Annotated in this window: 20 protein-coding genes and 1 riboswitch; of the genes, 8 read left to right on the top strand and 12 right to left on the bottom strand. The window is 56.6% G+C overall.

Features of this window, described 5'->3' with window-relative positions; all coding sequences use genetic code 11:
- Positions 1-12 precede the first annotated feature (12 nt).
- The 6 genes from JAO32_RS11330 to JAO32_RS11305 form a co-directional block, all read right to left on the bottom strand.
- Complete coding sequence (locus JAO32_RS11330) at positions 13-843, bottom strand: phosphoadenylyl-sulfate reductase (protein WP_334240395.1); 831 nt, start codon at positions 841-843, stop codon at positions 13-15.
- On the bottom strand, positions 843-2,432 hold the full coding sequence (cysN, locus tag JAO32_RS11325; RefSeq protein WP_334240393.1) for a sulfate adenylyltransferase subunit CysN: 1,590 nt from the start codon (positions 2,430-2,432) through the stop codon (positions 843-845). The genes JAO32_RS11330 and cysN overlap by 1 nt, the downstream gene beginning before the upstream one ends.
- Position 2,433: 1 nt before the next feature.
- Positions 2,434-3,381, bottom strand: coding sequence for a sulfate adenylyltransferase subunit CysD (gene cysD, locus JAO32_RS11320; protein WP_334240391.1), 948 nt, complete (start codon positions 3,379-3,381; stop codon positions 2,434-2,436).
- A complete protein-coding gene (locus JAO32_RS11315; protein ID WP_334240389.1) occupies positions 3,320-3,529 on the bottom strand; it encodes a hypothetical protein in 210 nt (69 codons plus the stop codon). Before JAO32_RS11315 ends, cysD begins: the two co-directional genes overlap by 62 nt.
- Positions 3,530-3,646: 117 nt before the next feature.
- On the bottom strand, positions 3,647-4,009 hold the full coding sequence (locus tag JAO32_RS11310; RefSeq protein WP_334240387.1) for a YtxH domain-containing protein: 363 nt from the start codon (positions 4,007-4,009) through the stop codon (positions 3,647-3,649).
- A gap of 128 nt (positions 4,010-4,137) precedes the next feature.
- Positions 4,138-4,869, bottom strand: coding sequence for a uracil-DNA glycosylase (locus JAO32_RS11305; protein WP_334240385.1), 732 nt, complete (start codon positions 4,867-4,869; stop codon positions 4,138-4,140).
- A 90-nt stretch (positions 4,870-4,959) separates the two neighbouring features.
- Here JAO32_RS11305 and JAO32_RS11300 point away from each other — a divergent pair, with 90 nt between their 5' ends.
- The 3 genes from JAO32_RS11300 (at position 4,960) to clpP (ending at position 8,324) form a co-directional block, all read left to right on the top strand.
- Complete coding sequence (locus JAO32_RS11300) at positions 4,960-6,057, top strand: hypothetical protein (protein ID WP_334240383.1); 1,098 nt, start codon at positions 4,960-4,962, stop codon at positions 6,055-6,057.
- Between the two features lie 143 nt (positions 6,058-6,200).
- Positions 6,201-7,565 carry a trigger factor gene (gene tig / locus JAO32_RS11295; protein WP_334240381.1) on the top strand — a complete coding sequence of 455 codons (1,365 nt, stop codon included), beginning with the start codon at positions 6,201-6,203 and terminating at the stop codon, positions 7,563-7,565.
- Between the two features lie 162 nt (positions 7,566-7,727).
- Positions 7,728-8,324: an ATP-dependent Clp endopeptidase proteolytic subunit ClpP gene (gene clpP, locus JAO32_RS11290; protein ID WP_047488661.1), complete on the top strand. Its 597-nt coding sequence runs from the start codon at positions 7,728-7,730 to the stop codon at positions 8,322-8,324.
- A gap of 44 nt (positions 8,325-8,368) precedes the next feature.
- Here clpP and JAO32_RS11285 read toward each other — a convergent pair whose 3' ends face one another.
- Both JAO32_RS11285 and JAO32_RS11280 read right to left on the bottom strand, forming a co-directional pair.
- Positions 8,369-8,989 (bottom strand): FMN-binding negative transcriptional regulator, encoded by a 621-nt coding sequence (locus JAO32_RS11285; RefSeq protein ID WP_334240376.1) that lies wholly within the window; start codon positions 8,987-8,989, stop codon positions 8,369-8,371.
- Positions 8,990-9,014: 25 nt separating this feature from the next.
- Positions 9,015-9,479: a nuclear transport factor 2 family protein gene (locus tag JAO32_RS11280; protein WP_334240374.1), complete on the bottom strand. Its 465-nt coding sequence runs from the start codon at positions 9,477-9,479 to the stop codon at positions 9,015-9,017.
- A 253-nt stretch (positions 9,480-9,732) separates the two neighbouring features.
- On the opposite strand from JAO32_RS11280, the gene clpX reads away from it, so the two are divergent.
- Entirely contained in the window at positions 9,733-11,013 is a 1,281-nt protein-coding gene (gene clpX / locus JAO32_RS11275; protein WP_334240372.1) for an ATP-dependent Clp protease ATP-binding subunit ClpX, read from the top strand.
- Positions 11,014-11,172: 159 nt separating this feature from the next.
- Complete coding sequence (gene lon / locus JAO32_RS11270) at positions 11,173-13,599, top strand: endopeptidase La (protein WP_334240369.1); 2,427 nt, start codon at positions 11,173-11,175, stop codon at positions 13,597-13,599.
- 63 nt (positions 13,600-13,662) lie between these two features.
- On the opposite strand, the gene JAO32_RS11265 is transcribed toward lon, so the two are convergent.
- On the bottom strand, positions 13,663-13,806 hold the full coding sequence (locus JAO32_RS11265; RefSeq protein WP_156785087.1) for a hypothetical protein: 144 nt from the start codon (positions 13,804-13,806) through the stop codon (positions 13,663-13,665).
- A 192-nt stretch (positions 13,807-13,998) separates the two neighbouring features.
- Between JAO32_RS11265 and JAO32_RS11260 the strand changes: the two genes are divergently transcribed.
- Positions 13,999-14,148: a DUF3309 family protein gene (locus JAO32_RS11260; protein WP_083345151.1), complete on the top strand. Its 150-nt coding sequence runs from the start codon at positions 13,999-14,001 to the stop codon at positions 14,146-14,148.
- Positions 14,149-14,218: 70 nt separating this feature from the next.
- Here the strand turns inward: JAO32_RS11260 and JAO32_RS11255 are convergent, their stop codons facing one another.
- The 3 genes from JAO32_RS11255 to JAO32_RS11245 all read right to left on the bottom strand — a co-directional run bounded on the left by JAO32_RS11255 (position 14,219) and on the right by JAO32_RS11245 (position 16,626).
- Positions 14,219-14,500 (bottom strand): MoaD/ThiS family protein, encoded by a 282-nt coding sequence (locus tag JAO32_RS11255; protein ID WP_334240364.1) that lies wholly within the window; start codon positions 14,498-14,500, stop codon positions 14,219-14,221.
- A gap of 1 nt (position 14,501) precedes the next feature.
- Positions 14,502-15,794 (bottom strand): threonine synthase, encoded by a 1,293-nt coding sequence (gene thrC, locus JAO32_RS11250; RefSeq protein ID WP_334240362.1) that lies wholly within the window; start codon positions 15,792-15,794, stop codon positions 14,502-14,504.
- Between the two features lie 155 nt (positions 15,795-15,949).
- Positions 15,950-16,052, bottom strand: a riboswitch (SAM riboswitch).
- A gap of 190 nt (positions 16,053-16,242) precedes the next feature.
- Positions 16,243-16,626 carry a hypothetical protein gene (locus tag JAO32_RS11245; RefSeq protein WP_334240360.1) on the bottom strand — a complete coding sequence of 128 codons (384 nt, stop codon included), beginning with the start codon at positions 16,624-16,626 and terminating at the stop codon, positions 16,243-16,245.
- A 146-nt stretch (positions 16,627-16,772) separates the two neighbouring features.
- Between JAO32_RS11245 and JAO32_RS11240 the strand changes: the two genes are divergently transcribed.
- Positions 16,773-17,879, top strand: a complete 1,107-nt coding sequence (locus JAO32_RS11240; protein WP_334240358.1) for a homocysteine S-methyltransferase family protein — start codon at positions 16,773-16,775, stop codon at positions 17,877-17,879.
- Positions 17,876-18,143, top strand: a 268-nt coding sequence (locus tag JAO32_RS11235) for a dihydropteroate synthase (protein WP_334240357.1), incomplete at its 3' end; no start/stop codon positions are given. The genes JAO32_RS11240 and JAO32_RS11235, both read left to right, overlap by 4 nt.

The raw sequence follows: 18,143 nt of genomic DNA, 5'->3' as shown, positions 1-18,143 counted from the left end.
CTTCCTAAGGAATCAGTGCGCAGCATCCGGATTGGCCGTGTCCGTGGCCTGGATGTGGATGCCGCATTCCACCTTCTTTCCTCCCCAGCGGCCCGAGCGAGGATCGTTCGGGTCCGTGGGGAGGGTGGTACATGGCTGACATCCAATGGACGTATACCCCAGGTCATACAGGGGCAGCAGAGGAATATTGAAGTGCGCGCTAAGCTGCCACACATCGCGCGTGGTCCAGTCCGCAAAGGGACTAAGCTTGCGCACAATGATGTTCGGCTTCACAGCAAAATCATCAATCTCTTTCAATGCAGTACGGCTGCGCGCCTGTTCACGACGCAAGCCAGTAAGCCACACTTTGTAGTTCGCAACTGCATCAAACAGCGGCTCCACTTTGCGCAAACCGCAGCAGCGATTCGGCTCCGTCTGATAGAGCAAACCAAACTCTGACTCCTGCTCTGCAACTGTCTTCTTCGGCAGCAGATTCGTCAGGTTCAGGTTCCACTCACGCGCCATGCGGTCGCGATACTCGTAGGTCTCAGGGAAGTGATAGCCCGTTTCCAGGAACAGCACTGGGATGTTCGGACGCAGTTCCATCGCAAGATGCAACAGCAGCACATCTTCTGCCTGGAAAGAGCACGTCAGGCACGCTTCGCCTTCTCCGATGCCTTCCAACTCCGTGCGCAGCAACTCACGCACATGCGCAAGTTGTGCCAGCAACTCAGGGCGCAACTCTGGAAGATTGCCATCGCCTGTAACTACGGGCGCACCACCATGACGCTCTGTCTCGCGCTCAGCGCGAAGGATCTCTTTCTCATGCTCACGCGAAACGATGCCGGGATTCGTGGTGTCCATTACGCATCCTCCTTCAGCACGCCTGTCTGACGCAGCGCATCCAGTGCAAGGTCAAGTGCTTCGCGTGTGCCTTCCAAACGCAACGCATGTGCTGGCTTCAGGATCACGTCTGTCACATGGTGTGCGCCATGCGCTGACGAGGTCGATGCAGCGCCGCGAATCATGCCCGCAGCCACCGTCGCATTGCTCTGCGAATCGATCAGCACAAAGCTGCCAGTGTGACGATCGGCAGAGTAGCTGTCGAATGCGATCGGCTGCAGCGTCTCCACCACAACCGCACCAATACCGTTCAGATGGAGTGATGCGCTTTCGGTCTGCGATGCCGAAGCATCCGTCAGGTTGACGGCGCTCAACACTTCCGGAACACGCGCCGGAACGCTTCGGCTTCCCTGCTTCAACAGGTAGCGACGCGTGGTGTCCAGCGGTGTCTCATTCATCCATACCAGTGCTGCATTCAATCGCGAAGCAACATGCGGAAGCGCTGCGGAAGCAGCCAGCAGATCGCCGCGGCTGATGTCGATTTCGTCTTCCAATACCACCGTGACCGACAGTGGCGCAAATGCCTCTGCCAGATCGCCATCGAAGGTAACGATGCGGCTTACGCGGCTTCTCTTGCCCGAAGGCAGAGCGACCAGCTCATCGCCAACGCGAATCGTGCCCGAAGCAATCTGCCCCGCAAAGCCACGGAAATCAAGGTTCGGACGCACCACTCGCTGCACATGCATGCGGAAAGGCGCTTCAGTAATCACCTGCGACGACGGGATGGACTCCAGCAATCCAAGCAGCGGTTGGCCGCTATACCACGGCGTCTTCGCGCTGACGTGAACCACGTTGTCACCCTCAAGCGCGCTGACCGGCACAAAGTGCAACACGGTATCGTCGTGACCATCGATATCCAGGGCACGGAAGAAGTCGCGGAAATCCTGCGTGATCTGCGTGAAGACAGCCTCGCTGTAATCCACAAGGTCCATCTTGTTTACGGCAACGATCACATGCCGTACACCAAGCAGAGCGGTGATGTATGCATGGCGGCGTGACTGAACCAGCACGCCCTTACGCGCATCCACCAGCACTACGGCAACATCTGCCGTGCTGGCGCCTGTTGCCATGTTGCGCGTGTACTGTTCGTGGCCCGGCGTATCCGCAATGATGAATTTACGGCGGGGCGTAGAGAAGTAACGATAGGCAACGTCAATCGTGATGCCCTGTTCGCGTTCTGCGCGCAGACCATCCGTTAGCAGCGCAAGATCGAGAACGCCAGGAGCCGTGGTTCCTTTGCCTTCAATGGAACGTACCTGGTCGTCGTAAACCGATTGCGTGTCATACAGCAGACGCCCGATCAGCGTGGACTTTCCATCATCGACAGAACCTGCAGTGGAGAAACGCAGCAAATCCTTGCCACGTTCTTCTGCCAGGTAGTCTTCTACGTTGAAGTTCTCAGCAAATGACGGTGATACCACTACCGGCTCAGGCTCCGGTGTATGGCCTTTCAGTGGCGTATACACAGCCACGTTTTCATTCCAGACTTCTGGCTCACCAGCAGGTGCACCGTTGGCAGCCAATTCCACGAGGTTATTCTGAGCGCTCATTTTAGAAATACCCCTCGCGCTTCTTGATCTCCATGGAACCTTCCTGATCGTGGTCAATCACGCGATTTGCGCGTTCCGACGATTTAAAGCCGAGAATCTCTTCGATGATCTTAGGGATCGTGTCAGCCTCGCTGCGAATGGCACCAGTGCATGGGCTGCAACCCAGCGAACGCAGGCGGCACTTCACCATCTGCGGCTTCTCACCCGGTCGTGCAACGAAGTCCTGCTCAATGGGCAGCAGCGCATCGCCACGCACATACATGGGACGCTCTTTCGCGAAGTACAGGTCTACCACTGGAATGTTTTCTTCGTGGATGTACTGCCACACATCCATCTCTGTCCAGTTGCTGAGCGGGAACACGCGAATGCTTTCGCCCGGATGAATGCGCGAGTTGTACAGGTTCCAAAGCTCGGGCCGCTGGTTCTTCGGGTCCCACTGACCAGCCTTATCGCGGAACGAATAAATGCGTTCCTTGGCGCGAGACTTCTCTTCATCACGACGAGCACCGCCAAAAGCCGCCGTGAAGCCATAGTGGCTCAGGCCATCCAGCAATGCCTGCGTCTTCAACAGACCGCAGCAGCGTTTGGTATCCAACACGATGGGATTTGTTCCAGCAGCCAATGCAGGCTCATTGCGCCAAACCAGCAACTCTGCACCAATGCTCTTCGCCATGTTGTCGCGAAACTCAAGCATCTCGTGAAACTTGTAACCGGTATCGATGTGCAGTAAGGGGAAAGGGATGGGACCGGGATAGAACGCCTTCTGCGCCAACCGCAGCATGACCGACGAATCCTTACCGATGGAGTACAGCATGACCGGCTTTTCAAACTCTGCGGCTACTTCACGCAGGATGTGAATGCTTTCCGCCTCCAATAAGCGCAGATGACTAAGCCGCGGCGATTGCGGTGGTGCGGAAGCCTGTGGCGATACCAGTGAAGCTGTTCCCATTGAATTCCTGTGTGACAAGAAATATGCGCGGCGAAACCGTGCGATTCAGTGCTTTGAGTGTGGGGGTGATGCGTTCCAGCGAGAAGGGGAAATCTATCGCGCGCGACAACACACGGCCACGGGGCAGGCCGGACAACAGTTGCGGCATTGACAACAAGCGCGCATGCGTATCTATGAGATTAACAGAGAGTCCGAATCGATTCAAAAGCAATCGAGCCCCGCCGAAGCGATGGGCTCGATTGCACTTGCGTTAAATCAACAGGAACTACACCAGGGCGCGAACCTTCTTCGACGCGGATTCGACACCATCAATCGCCGCATCTGCGGCTGACGCGAGCCGTTCCTTCGCCTCCCCGTAGACATCGTTCAATGCGTCGGATGCCTTGGAATACACCTGATCCAGCTGCTTCACGCCCTTCTTGTAGGCGTGCGATGCTTCTTTGGACAGCCGCTCTGCCCTGTCCTTCACATAGTCTGTCGCATCTTCCAATGCATCTTCCGCATCGTCGTACGCGCGGCCAATCTTTTTACGCGTGGTCTTCCCGTCATGCGGCGCGTATACCAAGGCCACCACTGCGCCCACAGTAAGACCGGTGATGAAGGCTGCCCAGAAACTCTTATTGTTCATGGTCGAAAGTGCCTCTCTTCCCTTTTTGTCTGCTGCACTGCACACATCCGATTGCAGCAAAATTCGTGAATATCCGTTCCTTTATCGTGTGATGAACAACCGATGGCACAGGTTGTTCTGGCAACGGATCATGAAAGCCCCGCAAGCTCGCGTGCACGCACAAAAATGCGCGTGAACATCGCCTTATCCAGCCTTCCGGTATTCGTGTTGCGAAGCGAAGGATGATAACTGGCAAGCAATGTAATGCCATTCGGCAGCTTGTGTTCCGCACCATGAGCAAAGCCATACTCGCGACGTGACGTGATGACTCCCTGCGCGATCAGAAAGTTCAGATAGCCATCAAACGCAATCCGTCCAAGAGCCACAACGACGCGTAATTTACGCAACGTCTGAATCTCTGTTGCCAGAAATGGCGCACAATTGCGAATCTCCTGCGGCGTCGGCTTGTCTCCTGGTGGCGCGCAACGGCAGATCGAACAGATTCTGCATCCGCGGAGCTTCAAACCGTCGTTCCGCGATGTTGCATCTGGCTGAGTGGCGAATCCCGTCTCATACAGCACGGGATACATGAAATAACCCGCGCCATCGCCGGTAAACGGGCGTCCCGTGCGATTCGCTCCATGCGCTCCCGGCGCAAGTCCCACAATCAGAACGCGCGCATTCGCGTCACCAAACCCAGGCACCGGGCGCGCCCAGTAATCCCAGTCCATGTAAGCGCGTCGTTTCGTTTCGCCTAACGCGGTGCAGTATTCCCGCAAACGAGGGCAGCGTGCGCAGGAAACAATCTGTTCATTCAAAACGGTGAAATCGGCGGCAGCGGAACGGCTGGAACGTACGGGCTTCTGGAGCTTGGATGGCATGGCAGACCACATGATGGTAGCGTGATTGGTGACACGCCCGCGTCCGGAGCCTTCAAGAAACGCGGCGCATCCCCAGAGCAAAGGAATACTGTGAGCAGTTCCTACGGCGGCGAACGAAAGCGCAAAAAGCGATTTAGCCTGGCCAGTTCCGGCCTTTTGACAGCTCTAATCCTTGCGGTTGTACTCGGTGTCCTCGGCATTGTCTGGGTAGCGCATCTGCATGGAAGACTTCACAAACTCAGCACCGTTGAAGTCCCCCCGGATAACGCAGTGTTACCCCGTCCCGGCGGACAGGACGTCATAGAAGTCCACCGCATCTCACCCGCTTCCGGAGTCACACCACAGTTCGTTGGTCTTACGGTAATGCCCGGTGTAGGCATGGGGATTCTGCAGCTGTCACTGGATCTTCCGGGGCGCGATCCGCAGGATCTGCTTGTGGGAACCCCCATTACTTCCATGGGGCCGATGTTGCAGCCCAACACGGGAGCGCCCAAAGCATCGTTGAAATACTCACCTATTTCCTTGAAGGTCTTCCCCGTGACGGGTGCCTCCGAGGGGCAGGAAATTCTGGGTACTCAGCCAGCCCAGGACGCCCGCAATGACATGACACCTGGCGGCGCCGGTGCCAGTGGCGATTTCGCGGCCGCTCCGGCGCCAGGCCCGGACGGGATTGCGCCACCTCCGTCCGGTGTTCAGACGAAAGTGTCGGCAACCATCTCGGACCGCGGCTACGACCTTTCGATCACAGCAAAAAATGCCTCTGGCGAAGCAAAGTCGATGGTGCTTTCCTGGACAGCGCAGTTTGCCATTCCTGCAAAGGGGCTGAGCAGCCTGCACATTACCCCGCCGGAAACTGCTGAAATTGCAGACAAAGCCTCGGAAATTTCACTCGCTACGCCGAATTTCCATCGGACGTGGCAAGGCCTGAAGTACTCCTATTTGAGCGCTGGCCCTGAGCTGCGGCTCCACAACCTGGCGGACGCGTACACCTTACGGTTGATGGCGCTTACGCCCAGCATTCGGAATTTCCGGGTGGATGTCCCTCAGGATGGGAATGCGGTTTCCGTAACCTTTAGCACTGAGGGGCCAGACGGAGCCAGGACGGTCGTAGGACCGGGCGAAACCCTACAGTGGCACCTGAGAATTCAGGTGGCGCCGAACAATTCTTACTCCCCAACAAGCAATTAAACGCAACCGCGTTTGACCCTCTTCGTCACTGTCCGTACCATGATGGATGACGGCAAATCCGCACGCGGCCACACCGCCGCAGCACGCCGCAGAGACTCATCCAGAAGGCACCGATTTTGACTCCGAACGAGACAGTAGAAGCAGTGGCCGAGACCACCCCCGTGGAGACGGCAGAACAGCACACGCATGACCACGATCACGCCGGTCACAACCACACCCATGGCCCCGCGCTGAACCCCGAGCTGACCAAGGAAATCAGCGTCGAAGTTCCGGCCAACGATGTGGACAAGGCCTTCGGCAAAGTGGTGAAGCGTTACCAGAAGCTCGCCCGCATCCCCGGCTTCCGTCCGGGCAAAGTGCCTGAGGCGACCATCCGCAACCGCTTTGCCCGTGAGCTCCGCCAGGAAGTCATGGACATGCTGGTGCAGGATCGTTTCCGCACCGAGATGGAGTCCAAGGGTCTGAGTCCCGTTTCTCAGCCGCAGATCGTTGAGCTGAACCTGAACGAAGGCCAGCCGCTGCGCTTCCGTGCACAGTTTGAAGTCATGCCCGGCTTCGCTATCAGCGGATACGAGACGGTGACTGTCAGCAAGTCCTCTCCTGAGCTGACTGAGCAGGAATTCGATATCGAGCTGGATCGCGTTCTCGACGCACACGCCACCATCGAGCCGGTGGAAGAGGATCGTGAACTGGTCGATGGTGACTGGGCCGAGATCAGCTTCAAGGGCGTTCGCCGCAAGCCTGAAGGCGACACCACCGTGCAGGAAGCCGACGAGATCGACGGCGAAGACGTTCTGGTGGAGATCGGCGGCAAGAACACCCTGCCCGCTTTCAGCGATGCCCTGCGCGGCAAGAAGGTCGGCGCGGAGTTTGAGCTGGAAGTGAACTACCCCAGCGACTTCGGCGATGTTCGCCTGGCTGGCCTCACGATCGACTACAGCGTCACGCTGAAGTCCATCAAGCGCAAGGTCTACCCTGAGAAGAACGACGAATTCGCGAAGCAGCTTGGCGATTACGAGACCTGGGATGCCTTCCTGACCGGCCTTCGTGAGAACGCAACGGCAGGCAAGAAGCAGAATGCGGAGAACGAAGACAAGGGCAAGCTGGTTGACGCCCTGGTTGAGAAGTTCACCTTCCCCGTTCCCGAAGCGTTCATCCAGCAGCAGATCGACGTTCGCCTGGATCGCGGCCTGCGCGCACTTGCCCAGCAGGGCATGACGCGTGAGCAGATGCAGCAGCTGGACTTCAACAGCCTGCGCGCTGCACAGCGTGATGAAGCCATCAAGGAAGTGAAGGCATCGCTCATCCTGGACAAGATCGCAGAAGCGACCAATGTGCAGGTGAAGGAAGACGACGTGGAGCGCGAGCTGATGATCCTCAGCTTCCAGACGCGTCAGCCGCAGGACGTTCTTCGTCAGCAGATGACGCAGGATGGTTCGCTGCAGCGTATGCGTGAGCAGATGCGTCGCGAAGCCACTGCGACCGCTCTGTACGAAAAGCTGGCTTAACCTGATTTAAAAGAAAACGGCTTTAGCAACTGCGGGAAGATTCCCTCAGCGGCTAAAGCCGTTATTCTATGGACACGCATTTTGGCACGCAGCGAAATGCGGCGAAGCGTGAGTCGATGTGACTCGCGAAGCATCAAGAGCAACAACGGAAACGAGGAGATAATGGGTCTGATTCCAATGGTGCTCGAGCAGACGAGCCGGGGCGAACGCTCCTATGACATTTACAGCCGTCTGCTGCGCGACAACATCATCTTTCTGGGAACTCCGATCGATGACAACGTTGCAAACCTGATCATTGCGCAGTTGCTCTTCCTGTCCGGTGAAGATCCGGAAAAGGACATCCAGCTTTACATCAACTCTCCGGGTGGATCGGTCAGCGCAGGCATGGCCATCTACGACACCATGCAGTACATCAAGAACGATGTTTCCACGCTGTGCATCGGCCAGGCCGCCAGCATGGGCGCCTTTCTGCTGATGGCTGGTAAGAAGGGTAAGCGTTTCGCTCTGCCGAACTCGCGCATCCTCATCCATCAGCCGCTGATCATGGGTCACGGCATTCAGGGTCAGGCCACTGAGATCGACATTCACGCACGCGAGATTCTGCGTCTGCGCGAGCGCATGAACAAGATCATGGCGGAGCACACCGGCCAGAGCTTCGACCAGATCGAACGCGATACCGACCGTGACTTCACCATGGGCGCGGATCAGGCCAAGGACTACGGCTTGATCGACGACATCATCACGCGTCCGCGGTCGTAGTTTAGATCGCAGAAACGAAGAGGCCCGGCAATTGCCGGGCCTTCTTATTTGCTCAAAGGAATAAAGTCAGCAACATCATCCCTGCCCTGTTGCCGCAACCCTGCGGCTACGCCCTCGCGGTCAGCAAGTGGACGATTCTGACTCATTTTGCGCTTCCCCTGCAGCCGTGTAATCGCCATACGGAAACCAACAATGCCGCGCAACTGGCTGCGGATGAAATCCTCAGGTGCATCACTCACCTGCCACTCGCCACCGATCCTGCTTTCATGGTGTTGCGTCAGCCGCGTCACCAGATCCAGCAGACGCGCCTCGTCCTGAAAAAACTCCGGCGCACCGTAGGCATGAATGGTTTCGTAATTCCAGGTGGGCACCACCTTGCCCGTCTCCTGCTTGGTGGCATACCAACTTGGCGTAATGTAAGCGTCCACTCCAGAAAACAGTGCGAGAGCTTCTCCGACTACCGGAGCGCTTCCTTGCAGATTTGCCTTCGCCAGATGCCCGTAGAGCGTTCCAAACTCGCCCTCGTCGCCCACAAGAATCAATGGCAACGGCGTCGCAAGCAGCTCCGTCCCATTCCACGTCACCAGGTTCGCAAGACCGACTGCTTCCATGGCCTCATGGATTGCAGGCAGATCCCGCATCTCAAAATGGGGCGGTAAATACATGTATTCACTATACGAAGTGCGGTGGTTACGACTTCGAATGCGGTGTCCGAATACCCGTGTAATGTGCGCCCAACAGCTTCCAGGTACCGTTCTCTCGCTGCGCAATAAATGAACCGCGCATCTCCATGGAACGAGTACCACCGTCCGGCTGCGGCATCTGGTACGTGAACTTCACAATCTCAATCGCAGTATCGCCAAACATGCGCACGCTAATGTCGCTGGTGGACATGGGAGGCCAATCTGTCTTCTTTTCGGGCGCGTAGAAGCTCAAAAAGCGATCATGTTCATCCACTTCGCCTGCAGGCGATACTTCCACGTAACTTTCGCTAATCATGCGCGCCAGTGACGTCGCATCGTAGCTCTGCTCTGCCTTCAGGAAGTTATCGACAAGCTGCTTCACCACCGCATCGTCACCAACGCGCGGCACCGCGTGGGCGCTGGTTACGGCGGTCAACATCAGAACAGCAAGTAGTCCCTTGATTCGCTTCAATTTCTTCGACCTCTTATGCACCCGGACAGATACGTGAAATGACGTAGTTTGGTTCCGGGCACTTTTATTGGACGCCGGCTCCCATGCCGAGGATTCACTACGGTTTCTGGTGCCTAAGCTACCGGAAATGTGTGGATTTCTCGTTCGAAATGGCGTCAGGACAGGTAAATGAGGCCCCCGCGCGCTTTGTGGACGGGGTGTAAACTGAATTTCTGTCAGGTGCTATTTCCCCTGGCAAGGAGTTCTCGACTCGATGAAGACTTCCAAGGGTACTGACGACTCGCTACGGTGCTCGTTCTGCCACAAGTCGCAGGATGCAGTAGCGAAGCTGATCTCTTCCCCATCGGATTACCCGCGTGCGTACATCTGCGACGAGTGCGTTGCTGTTTGCAACTCCATTCTGGAAGATGACCGCGCGGAGACCACGCCTGGATCGGCCCCGGCCCATCTGCCGAAGCCGCATGAGGTGAAGGCATTTCTCGATGAGTACGTCATCGGCCAGGATCTCACCAAGAAGAAGCTCGCTGTAGCGGTCTACAACCACTACAAGCGCATCCAGATGAACCGCACACGCGGTAACGATGTCGAGCTTGCCAAGTCGAACATTCTCCTTGTTGGCCCTACCGGCAGCGGTAAAACCCTGCTGGCACAGACGCTGGCCAAGATGCTGGATGTTCCCTTTGCAATCGTCGACGCCACCACGCTGACTGAAGCTGGTTACGTGGGTGAGGACGTAGAGAACATCATCCTGAAGCTCCTGCAGGCTGCCGACGGCGATGTTACCCGCGCGCAGCAGGGCATCATCTACATCGACGAAATCGACAAGATTGGCCGCAAGGACGAGAACCCATCCATCACCCGTGACGTCAGCGGCGAAGGCGTGCAGCAGGCGCTGCTGAAGATGCTGGAAGGTACCGTTGCCAACGTTCCGCCGCAGGGTGGCCGTAAGCATCCACACCAGGAGTTCACCATCGTCGATACGACGAACATCCTGTTCATCTGCGGTGGCGCATTCGTCGGTCTGGAAAAGGTAATCGCACGCCGTATTGGCAAGAAGGCGCTTGGCTTCAAGACAACGGTCGAAGGCAAGGAAGCAGAAGTTACTCCGATCCGTCCGCAGCGCGATACAGAAATGCTACGCCAGGCAGAACCGCAGGATCTGCTGAAGTATGGCCTGATCCCTGAGTTTGTTGGCCGTCTGCCTGTACTGGGCATTCTGGACGAACTGGATGAAGCAGCGCTGATCGACATCCTGACCCGTCCGCGCAACGCCATTTTGAAGCAATACGCAAAGCTATTCGAGTTTGAAGGTGTCAAGGTCACCTGGACCCCGGAAGCCGCACAGGCCATTGCGCATGAGGCTCTGAACCGCAAGGTGGGCGCACGCGGTCTGCGCATGATTCTGGAAGAGCTGATGCTGGACCTGATGTACACCGTTCCCACGAACAAGAAGGTGAAGGAACTGGAGATTACGGCTGAAATGGTGAAGAACCGTACCGTCGCTCTGCCCCTCCCGCTTGAAAAAGCTGGCTGATTTCTAAAAACAGAACGCGGCGACCACATCGGTCGCCGCGTTCTGTTTTGTATGTGATTTCCTGCGCGAACTTGCACACCACAAAGGCAGTACAATCACCGGAAGCGTCCCATACACGCGCATCCTGCGCGGTGTTGCAACGTCTAATGAGGGAGACCCATGCCGAAACAGACTGAACAGCCCCACGGCGAAATACGTAAGCTCCCTATGATGCCCATCCGCGACATGGTCATCTTTCCCCACATGATGACCCCGTTTGTCGTAGGTCGCGAATCCAGCGTACGTGCGCTGGATGAAGCACTCACGGGCGACCGCAAAATCTTCCTCGCCACGCAGCACGACGCTAGCATCGACGAACCCACCTCTGACGACATCTACGAGACCGGCACCATCGGCAATATTGTGCAGTCCGTGAAGATGCCGGACGGCAATATCAAGGTCCTGGTGGAAGGCGTAGAACGCGCACGCACCATGGAACTGAACGACGAGGACGGTTTCTTCGTCGCGACGGTGCGCACCGGTAAGACAGAACTCGTTGTCACGCCGCAGATTGAGCAGTTGATGCAGCTTGTTCAACAGCGCTTTGAGCAACATCTGAAGCTGCAGCAGAGCCTCAATTACGAGACGATGGTGGCCAGCGTCCGCACGGATGATCCCACCAAGCTGGCAGACGTTATCGCAGCAAACCTGCAGCTCTCCATTGAAGAGAAGCAGGAACTGCTCGATCTCTTCGACCCCGCGCAGCGCCTCTCCAAGATCGCCGACGTACTCGACATCGCAATTGAAAAGCTCAACATGGATCGCACCGTGCAATCGCGCGTGAAGCGGCAGATGGAGCGCGCGCAGAAAGAGTACTACCTCAACGAGAAGATCAAGGCCATCCAGAAGGAACTGGGCCGCGGCGAAAAATCCGAGTGGGACGAGCTGAAAAAGAAGATTGAAGCCGCCGGCATGCCGAAGGAAGCCTTTGACAAGGCCATCCAGGAGTTGAAGAAGCTGGAAGCCATGCCACCCATGTCGGCAGAGTCCACTGTCAGCCGCAACTATCTGGACTGGCTGCTGGCCGTGCCGTGGAAGAAGAAGTCCAAGGACATCCGCAACATTGAACACGCGGAGACCATCCTGAACGAAGACCACTACGGTCTGCCGAAGATCAAGGACCGCATCCTTGAATTCCTCGCAGTACGACAGTTAGTGAAGAATCCTAAGGGCTCGATTCTGTGCTTCGTCGGACCTCCGGGCGTCGGTAAGACATCGCTCGGCATGAGCATTGCCAAGGCCACCGGACGCAAGTTCGTCCGCATGTCCCTTGGCGGCGTGCGCGATGAAGCCGAGATCCGCGGTCATCGTCGTACGTACATCGGTTCCCTGCCCGGCCAGATCATCCAGTCGATGAAGAAAGCTGGAACGAAGAATCCCGTCATCATGCTCGACGAGGTCGACAAGATGGCCAGCGACTTCCGTGGTGATCCGTCCGCGGCGCTGCTTGAAGTTCTTGATCCAGAGCAGAACGCCACATTCCAGGACCACTACCTCGACGTGGAATATGACCTGTCGCAGGTACTTTTTGTAGCCACCGCAAACGTGCTGCATACGATCCCCGGCCCGCTGCAGGACCGTATGGAGATTTTGCGTCTGCACGGCTACACAGAGGTCGAAAAGCTGGAGATTGCCAAGCACTACCTGGTGAAGAAGCAGATGGAAGCCACCGGCCTGACGGCGGACAACATCGAGTTCACGGAAGAGGGGCTGAAGGAGCTTATCCGCAGCTATACCCGCGAGGCTGGCGTCCGTAATCTGGAACGCGAGATTGGCAACGTCTGCCGCAAGGCGGTCCGTCGCGTGGTGAAGGAAGGCACAAAGCACAAGAAGGAATCCATCACTGCGGAGAATATCGCCGACTACCTCGGCCCACAGAAGTTCCGCGATTCGTTCATGCAGGAGAAGAGCGAAGTCGGTCTCGTCACCGGCCTGGCGTGGACAGAAGTAGGCGGCAGCATCCTACAGACCGAAGTACAGGTTCTGGATGGTAAGGGCAAGCTGACCACCACCGGCCAGCTTGGCGATGTGATGCAGGAGTCGGCTCAGGCTGCGCTAAGCTACGTACGTTCGCGTGCGCAGCACCTCGGCCTACCCAAGGACTTCTATCGCAACATCGACATCCACGTACACGTTCCGGAAGGCGCTATCCCCAAGGATGGCCCGTCCGCTGGCATCACGCTGGCCACGGCGCTCACCTCTGCGCTGACCATGATTCCTGTACGTCGCGACATCGCCATGACCGGCGAAGTCACGCTGCGCGGTAAGGTGTTGCCGATCGGTGGATTGAAAGAGAAGCTGCTGGCAGCCCATCGTGCGGGTATCCGTGAAGCCGTCATGCCAAAGGACAACGAAAAGGACTACGCCGAGCTGCCTCAACTCATCAAGGATGAGATGAAGCTGCACTTCGTCGCGGAAATGGACGACGTCCTGAAGCTTGCCCTGGAAGGCGCATTGCCCAAGCTGGAAGACGAGAAGCCGGAAGCACTCAATCCGAAGATGCCTCCACCAAACACGCTTCACCCTGCTACGGAAGCGCGGCAGTAATCAGGAACAGCAATCAGAAAGGGGCCGACGAATGTCGGCCCCTTTTCTATGTCTCTCGCCGCATCACTTCTTGCTGCTAAACAGGCCACCAATCAACGAAATCACCCACACAATGGCCAGGATATGAATCGCCAGACTCGCACCATGCGTGAAGATTTCGCCCAACAGCCAGATCAAAAACAGAACACCTGCAATCGCAAGAAACATAAGCCCCTTTCCTTACCCCGCATATCATTCACGGAGTTGACACCTGCAATAGAGGCAGAAGGAATCGTTGTGGTTGTCTGCCATGTTCACAAAATCAAATTGCATGCTGCCAGCAAACGCAAATCAAATCGCCACGCATCTAGTCTCCTGTCGCGCAACTTGCGCACACGATTTTGAAAGGAGACTTCCCCCATGTTGATTCTTCTCATCATTCTTCTTCTGCTCGCATTCGGCACCTCCCCCATCCTTCCCTATAGCCGTGGTTGGGGCTACTATCCTAGCGGCGGACTCGGTCTGCTGGCCATCATTGTTCTGATCGTCCTGCTGATGCACGGCGTCTAAGTCCGACGCAAGTTGCCCAAAAAGAAAACGGGAGCCCAATGGCTCCCGTTTCTGTCTGAAGAAAGAGATGCTACCTGCAGCCACCAGCGATGGAAGGGATGAACATAACTTCATCGCGATCCTGAAACTGGTACGTGTCACCGCCCAGGAAGCGGATGTCTTCATCGTTCACATACACGTTGATGAATTTACGCAGCGTGCCGTCTTCGTCCTTGATGTGCGCGCCCAGCTCCGGAAACTTCGCTCCCAGATCATCCACCAGCGCGGGCAGCGTGGCTGCCTCAGACTGCACCTGCTTGGTTCCTTCTGTATGCCGCGCAAAGGCGGCTGGAAGCATTACTCGAATTGCCAACTTAGTTTCCTCCTGCAAGCGCCAGTTCCGGCTCTGCAGCAGATGCAGCAACTCCGTCCAGCTCATTGATGTACTCTTCAAAGTCCGCAAGGCGCGGACGCACCGCACGGCCCAGCGTAAAGCGATCTGCAACGCAATCGGTCGTCTTCAGGCCGTTGCCCGTGATGCAGACGACAGTCAGTTCATCTGCCGCAATACGTCCCTGCGCAATCAGCTTCGCGGTTACAGCAGTCGTAACGCCACCTGCTGTCTCCGTAAAGATGCCTTCTGTCTCTGCAAGCTCCTGGATGCCGCTGACGACTTCGATGTCAGAAACATCCTCAGCCCATCCACCTGTCTCGCGAATCATGCGCGATGCAAATGGACCATCCGCAGGATTACCAATCGCCAACGAACGCGCAATCGTCGAAGGCTTCTGCGGTGTGATCGTCTCTGTGTTGTTCTTCACGGCCTGCGCAATAGGCGAGCATCCTGTTGCCTGTGCACCAAAGAAGCGGACATGCTTCTTCTCCACCAGGCCAAGGTAGACCAACTCATCAAACGCCTTCTTGATCTTGCGGATCAGCGATCCACCGGCCATCGGAACCACAACGTTATCCGGAAGCTTCCAACCCAGCTGCTCAGCGATTTCAAAGCCCACCGACTTCGAACCCTCTGCGTAGTAAGGACGCAGATTCACGTTTACAAAGCCCCAGTTGTACTGGTCGGCAATCAGGCTGCACAGACGATTTACGTGGTCATAGTTGCCGTCAATGCGCACCAGACGCGCACCGTAGATCAGCGTGTTCAGAATCTTTGCAGGCTCAAGATCAGCAGGAACCAGGATGCAAGCCTTCATGCCAAGCCGTGCCGACTGCGCTGCCACTGAGTTCGCCAGATTGCCCGTGGATGAACAGCCGACCACGTCAAAGCCAAACGCGCGTGCATTCGCCAAGGCAACGGCCACCACGCGATCCTTAAAGCTCAGCGTGGGAAAGCATACGGCATCGTTCTTCACATACAGGTTCTGTGAACCAAGGCGTTTACCCAGGTTCTTCGCGCGCACCAGCGGCGTGAATCCAACCGGCAGATCAGGCTCAAATCCCTCAGGAATGGGTAGCAGTGAACGATAACGCCACATGTTATCCGGGCCTGCTTCGACAATCTTCTTCGTGAACAGCGGCTTTGCAGCCTCAAGGTCGTAGCGCACTTCCAGCGGAGTAAACGACTCGTCGCAGATGCTCAGCGGCTGGTTGCCATAGCTCTTGCCCGATTCCTTCGAGTAAAGCTCATACGGTGTACACGCAGACGACATAGAACCCTCTTCCAAGTGTGGAAGAAAGACACTGCATGCGACGCTCTCTTTGGATTTGGCGCGTTCCATGGCGATGGACGACGCCGCGCGGAAGGAAGTCTGATTAGACGGTCATACTGCTGGTCCGACCAAGGTGCGGAGAAGCTGTATCCCGAATCTCATGTTCCCCGGTTCCCCAGGAGAGAGTTGACACCGGTACAGCTTCGTCCGGTTGTCGTGGCGTCGCAGGGCTCGTCCCTCAGCCACTCTTCATGAAATCCGAATCTGCGTGATGCCATTGCAGAAAAGGATGTTGCTTCTTTATATCAATGCGCCGGGCACTGTGCAACCAAGGACGTAGATCTATTTCCGCCTATTGATTCAAAAGGCTTGATACTGAAGCAGTTCCGTTCTTTACAGACGCGGAATCATCAGTTCGGCAACTCCAGTGAGGTTGGGAGTGAGCCGCCTACTTCTCAGAGTGAGACAGGATCGTGCGAACACCCGATACAAACCGTTGCGGATCAAACTCCGTGCGAAGGATTTCGTCCGGGCAATCGGTCATCACCGCAACACGCCAATTGCAAACGAATGCCACAATCTGCTCCGGCTGCCCTGTCTTGATTTCGGAGCACATTGCTTCGGCAGCCTTTATCTTCTGCTCTCCCTCGACATCGATTAGCACCAGATCGTACTGCTTGCTCCAGAACATGGAAAGACCTTCTGCGGTAGAAAGCGTGGAATCCACGTCAAAACCCGAAAGTCGAAGAATCTGGTCACGCAGGGGACGTAACGTCTCACGCGAGCAGATATGCAGAATATTTTTGGTCGGAGTTTCAGGAATCAGCGGCATATCGAAATAACATTGCCCCGCTCGCCTCCTTACGCGACGAGAAGATGCGTCCAGCGACGGTGCAGCTTCAGTGTACAAAGCCGCTGCCAGAAACGAAAGGCCCACATACGCGTCCCTTTGCACTCCGGTATCATCGAATCCTTACCATGTTTTCCAGCAGCAACCAGCATCCATTGCGTAAAGTCCTTCAGGAGCGCATCGCCATCATTGATGGCGCCATGGGCACTACCATCCGTACCTACGGGATGACGGAAGCCGACATGCGCGGTGAACGCTTTAAAGATGCCCCGAAAGACCTGCTGAATAACGGCGACCTCTTCTCACTCACGCAGCCGAAGATGATCTGCGACATCCATCGCCGCTTCCTGGTTGCAGGCGCAGACATTGTAGAAACGAATACGTTTTCCGCTACCGGCATCGCCCAGAGCGAATTCTTCGTGGACGATCCGCGCGAACACGGCGGCCGTAAGGATCCTGAGTTTTATCAACAGATCCTTGAAAATAAGTTCCTCAACGATCTCGCATGGGAGATCAACGAAGTCTCCGCGCTGCAGTGCCGTGAATGGGCTGACAATGTGGCCAGCGATACAGGCCGTCAGCGTTTCGTTGCAGGTGCCATCGGACCACTGACAGTCTCGCTTTCCAACTCTCCGGACGCCGACGATCCCGGCTTTCGCGTCGTCACCTTCGATCAGGTCCGCGAAGCGTACAAGCTGCAGACGCGAGCCCTGATTGCGGGCAAAGTTGACACTCTGCTCGTGGAAACGATCTTCGATTCACTCAATGCGAAGGCCGCACTCGTGGCCATCCGCGAAGTCTTTGACGAAGACAAAGTCGAACTCCCCGTAATGATCTCCGCAGCAGTAGGCCGCGGTGGCGAGACGATGATCTCCGCGCAGACCGTAGAAGCATTCTGGAATGCCGTAAGCCACGTAAACCCACTGTCCGTGGGTCTGAACTGCTCTATCGGCCCGGATCTGATGTTCCCGTTCCTCAGCGAACTCGCGGCTAAGGCACACACCGCCATCAGCGCTTATCCGAATGCTGGGCTGCCAAATCCCCTGTCGCCCACCGGCTTCGATCTGGAGCCGGAAGATATGGCGCGCTTTCTCGGAGACTTCGCAAAGAACGGCCTCATCAACATTGCAGGCGGATGCTGCGGCAACACACCGGAACACATCGCCGCCATTGCGAAAGCCCTCGACGGCAAGTACCCGCGTGAATACGCATTGGAACTGGCAGGCGCACAATGATCGAACAACGTCCCCTGCGCCTCTCTGGATCGCAACCATTCACGCAACAGCCTGGTGTTTTCATCATGCTCGGCGAACGCACCAACGTTGCCGGTTCGCCGAAGTTCGCGAAGCTGATCAAGGAAGGCAAGTACGAAGAAGGCGTAGCCATCGCACGCCAGCAGGTAGAGAACGGCGCCAACGTCATCGATATCTGCATGGACGAAGGCATGATCGACGGCGTCGCAGCCATGACTCGCTTCCTGCAACTCCTTGCCAGCGAGC

Source organism: Terriglobus sp. ADX1, from assembly GCF_036877645.1.
GTDB lineage: Bacteria > Acidobacteriota > Terriglobia > Terriglobales > Acidobacteriaceae > Terriglobus.
The sequence above is the reverse complement of the archived record's forward strand: the minus strand, read 5'-3'. Positions and strand labels throughout refer to the sequence as shown.

What these genes read in the sequence shown, in the direction of transcription:
- clpX (WP_334240372.1), top strand. Translation starts at nt 9,733, where the DNA reads ATGAAGACTTCCAAGGGTACTGACGACTCGCTACGGTGCTCGTTCTGC.
- JAO32_RS11305 (WP_334240385.1), bottom strand. Translation starts at nt 4,869, where the DNA reads ATGCCATCCAAGCTCCAGAAGCCCGTACGTTCCAGCCGTTCCGCTGCC.
- JAO32_RS11285 (WP_334240376.1), bottom strand. Translation starts at nt 8,989, where the DNA reads ATGTATTTACCGCCCCATTTTGAGATGCGGGATCTGCCTGCAATCCAT.
- JAO32_RS11330 (WP_334240395.1), bottom strand. Translation starts at nt 843, where the DNA reads ATGGACACCACGAATCCCGGCATCGTTTCGCGTGAGCATGAGAAAGAG.
- clpP (WP_047488661.1), top strand. Translation starts at nt 7,728, where the DNA reads ATGGGTCTGATTCCAATGGTGCTCGAGCAGACGAGCCGGGGCGAACGC.
- cysD (WP_334240391.1), bottom strand. Translation starts at nt 3,381, where the DNA reads ATGGGAACAGCTTCACTGGTATCGCCACAGGCTTCCGCACCACCGCAA.
- lon (WP_334240369.1), top strand. Translation starts at nt 11,173, where the DNA reads ATGCCGAAACAGACTGAACAGCCCCACGGCGAAATACGTAAGCTCCCT.
- thrC (WP_334240362.1), bottom strand. Translation starts at nt 15,794, where the DNA reads ATGTCGTCTGCGTGTACACCGTATGAGCTTTACTCGAAGGAATCGGGC.
- JAO32_RS11315 (WP_334240389.1), bottom strand. Translation starts at nt 3,529, where the DNA reads ATGCCGCAACTGTTGTCCGGCCTGCCCCGTGGCCGTGTGTTGTCGCGC.
- cysN (WP_334240393.1), bottom strand. Translation starts at nt 2,432, where the DNA reads ATGAGCGCTCAGAATAACCTCGTGGAATTGGCTGCCAACGGTGCACCT.
- JAO32_RS11240 (WP_334240358.1), top strand. Translation starts at nt 16,773, where the DNA reads ATGTTTTCCAGCAGCAACCAGCATCCATTGCGTAAAGTCCTTCAGGAG.
- JAO32_RS11245 (WP_334240360.1), bottom strand. Translation starts at nt 16,626, where the DNA reads ATGCCGCTGATTCCTGAAACTCCGACCAAAAATATTCTGCATATCTGC.
- JAO32_RS11265 (WP_156785087.1), bottom strand. Translation starts at nt 13,806, where the DNA reads ATGTTTCTTGCGATTGCAGGTGTTCTGTTTTTGATCTGGCTGTTGGGC.
- JAO32_RS11310 (WP_334240387.1), bottom strand. Translation starts at nt 4,009, where the DNA reads ATGAACAATAAGAGTTTCTGGGCAGCCTTCATCACCGGTCTTACTGTG.
- JAO32_RS11260 (WP_083345151.1), top strand. Translation starts at nt 13,999, where the DNA reads ATGTTGATTCTTCTCATCATTCTTCTTCTGCTCGCATTCGGCACCTCC.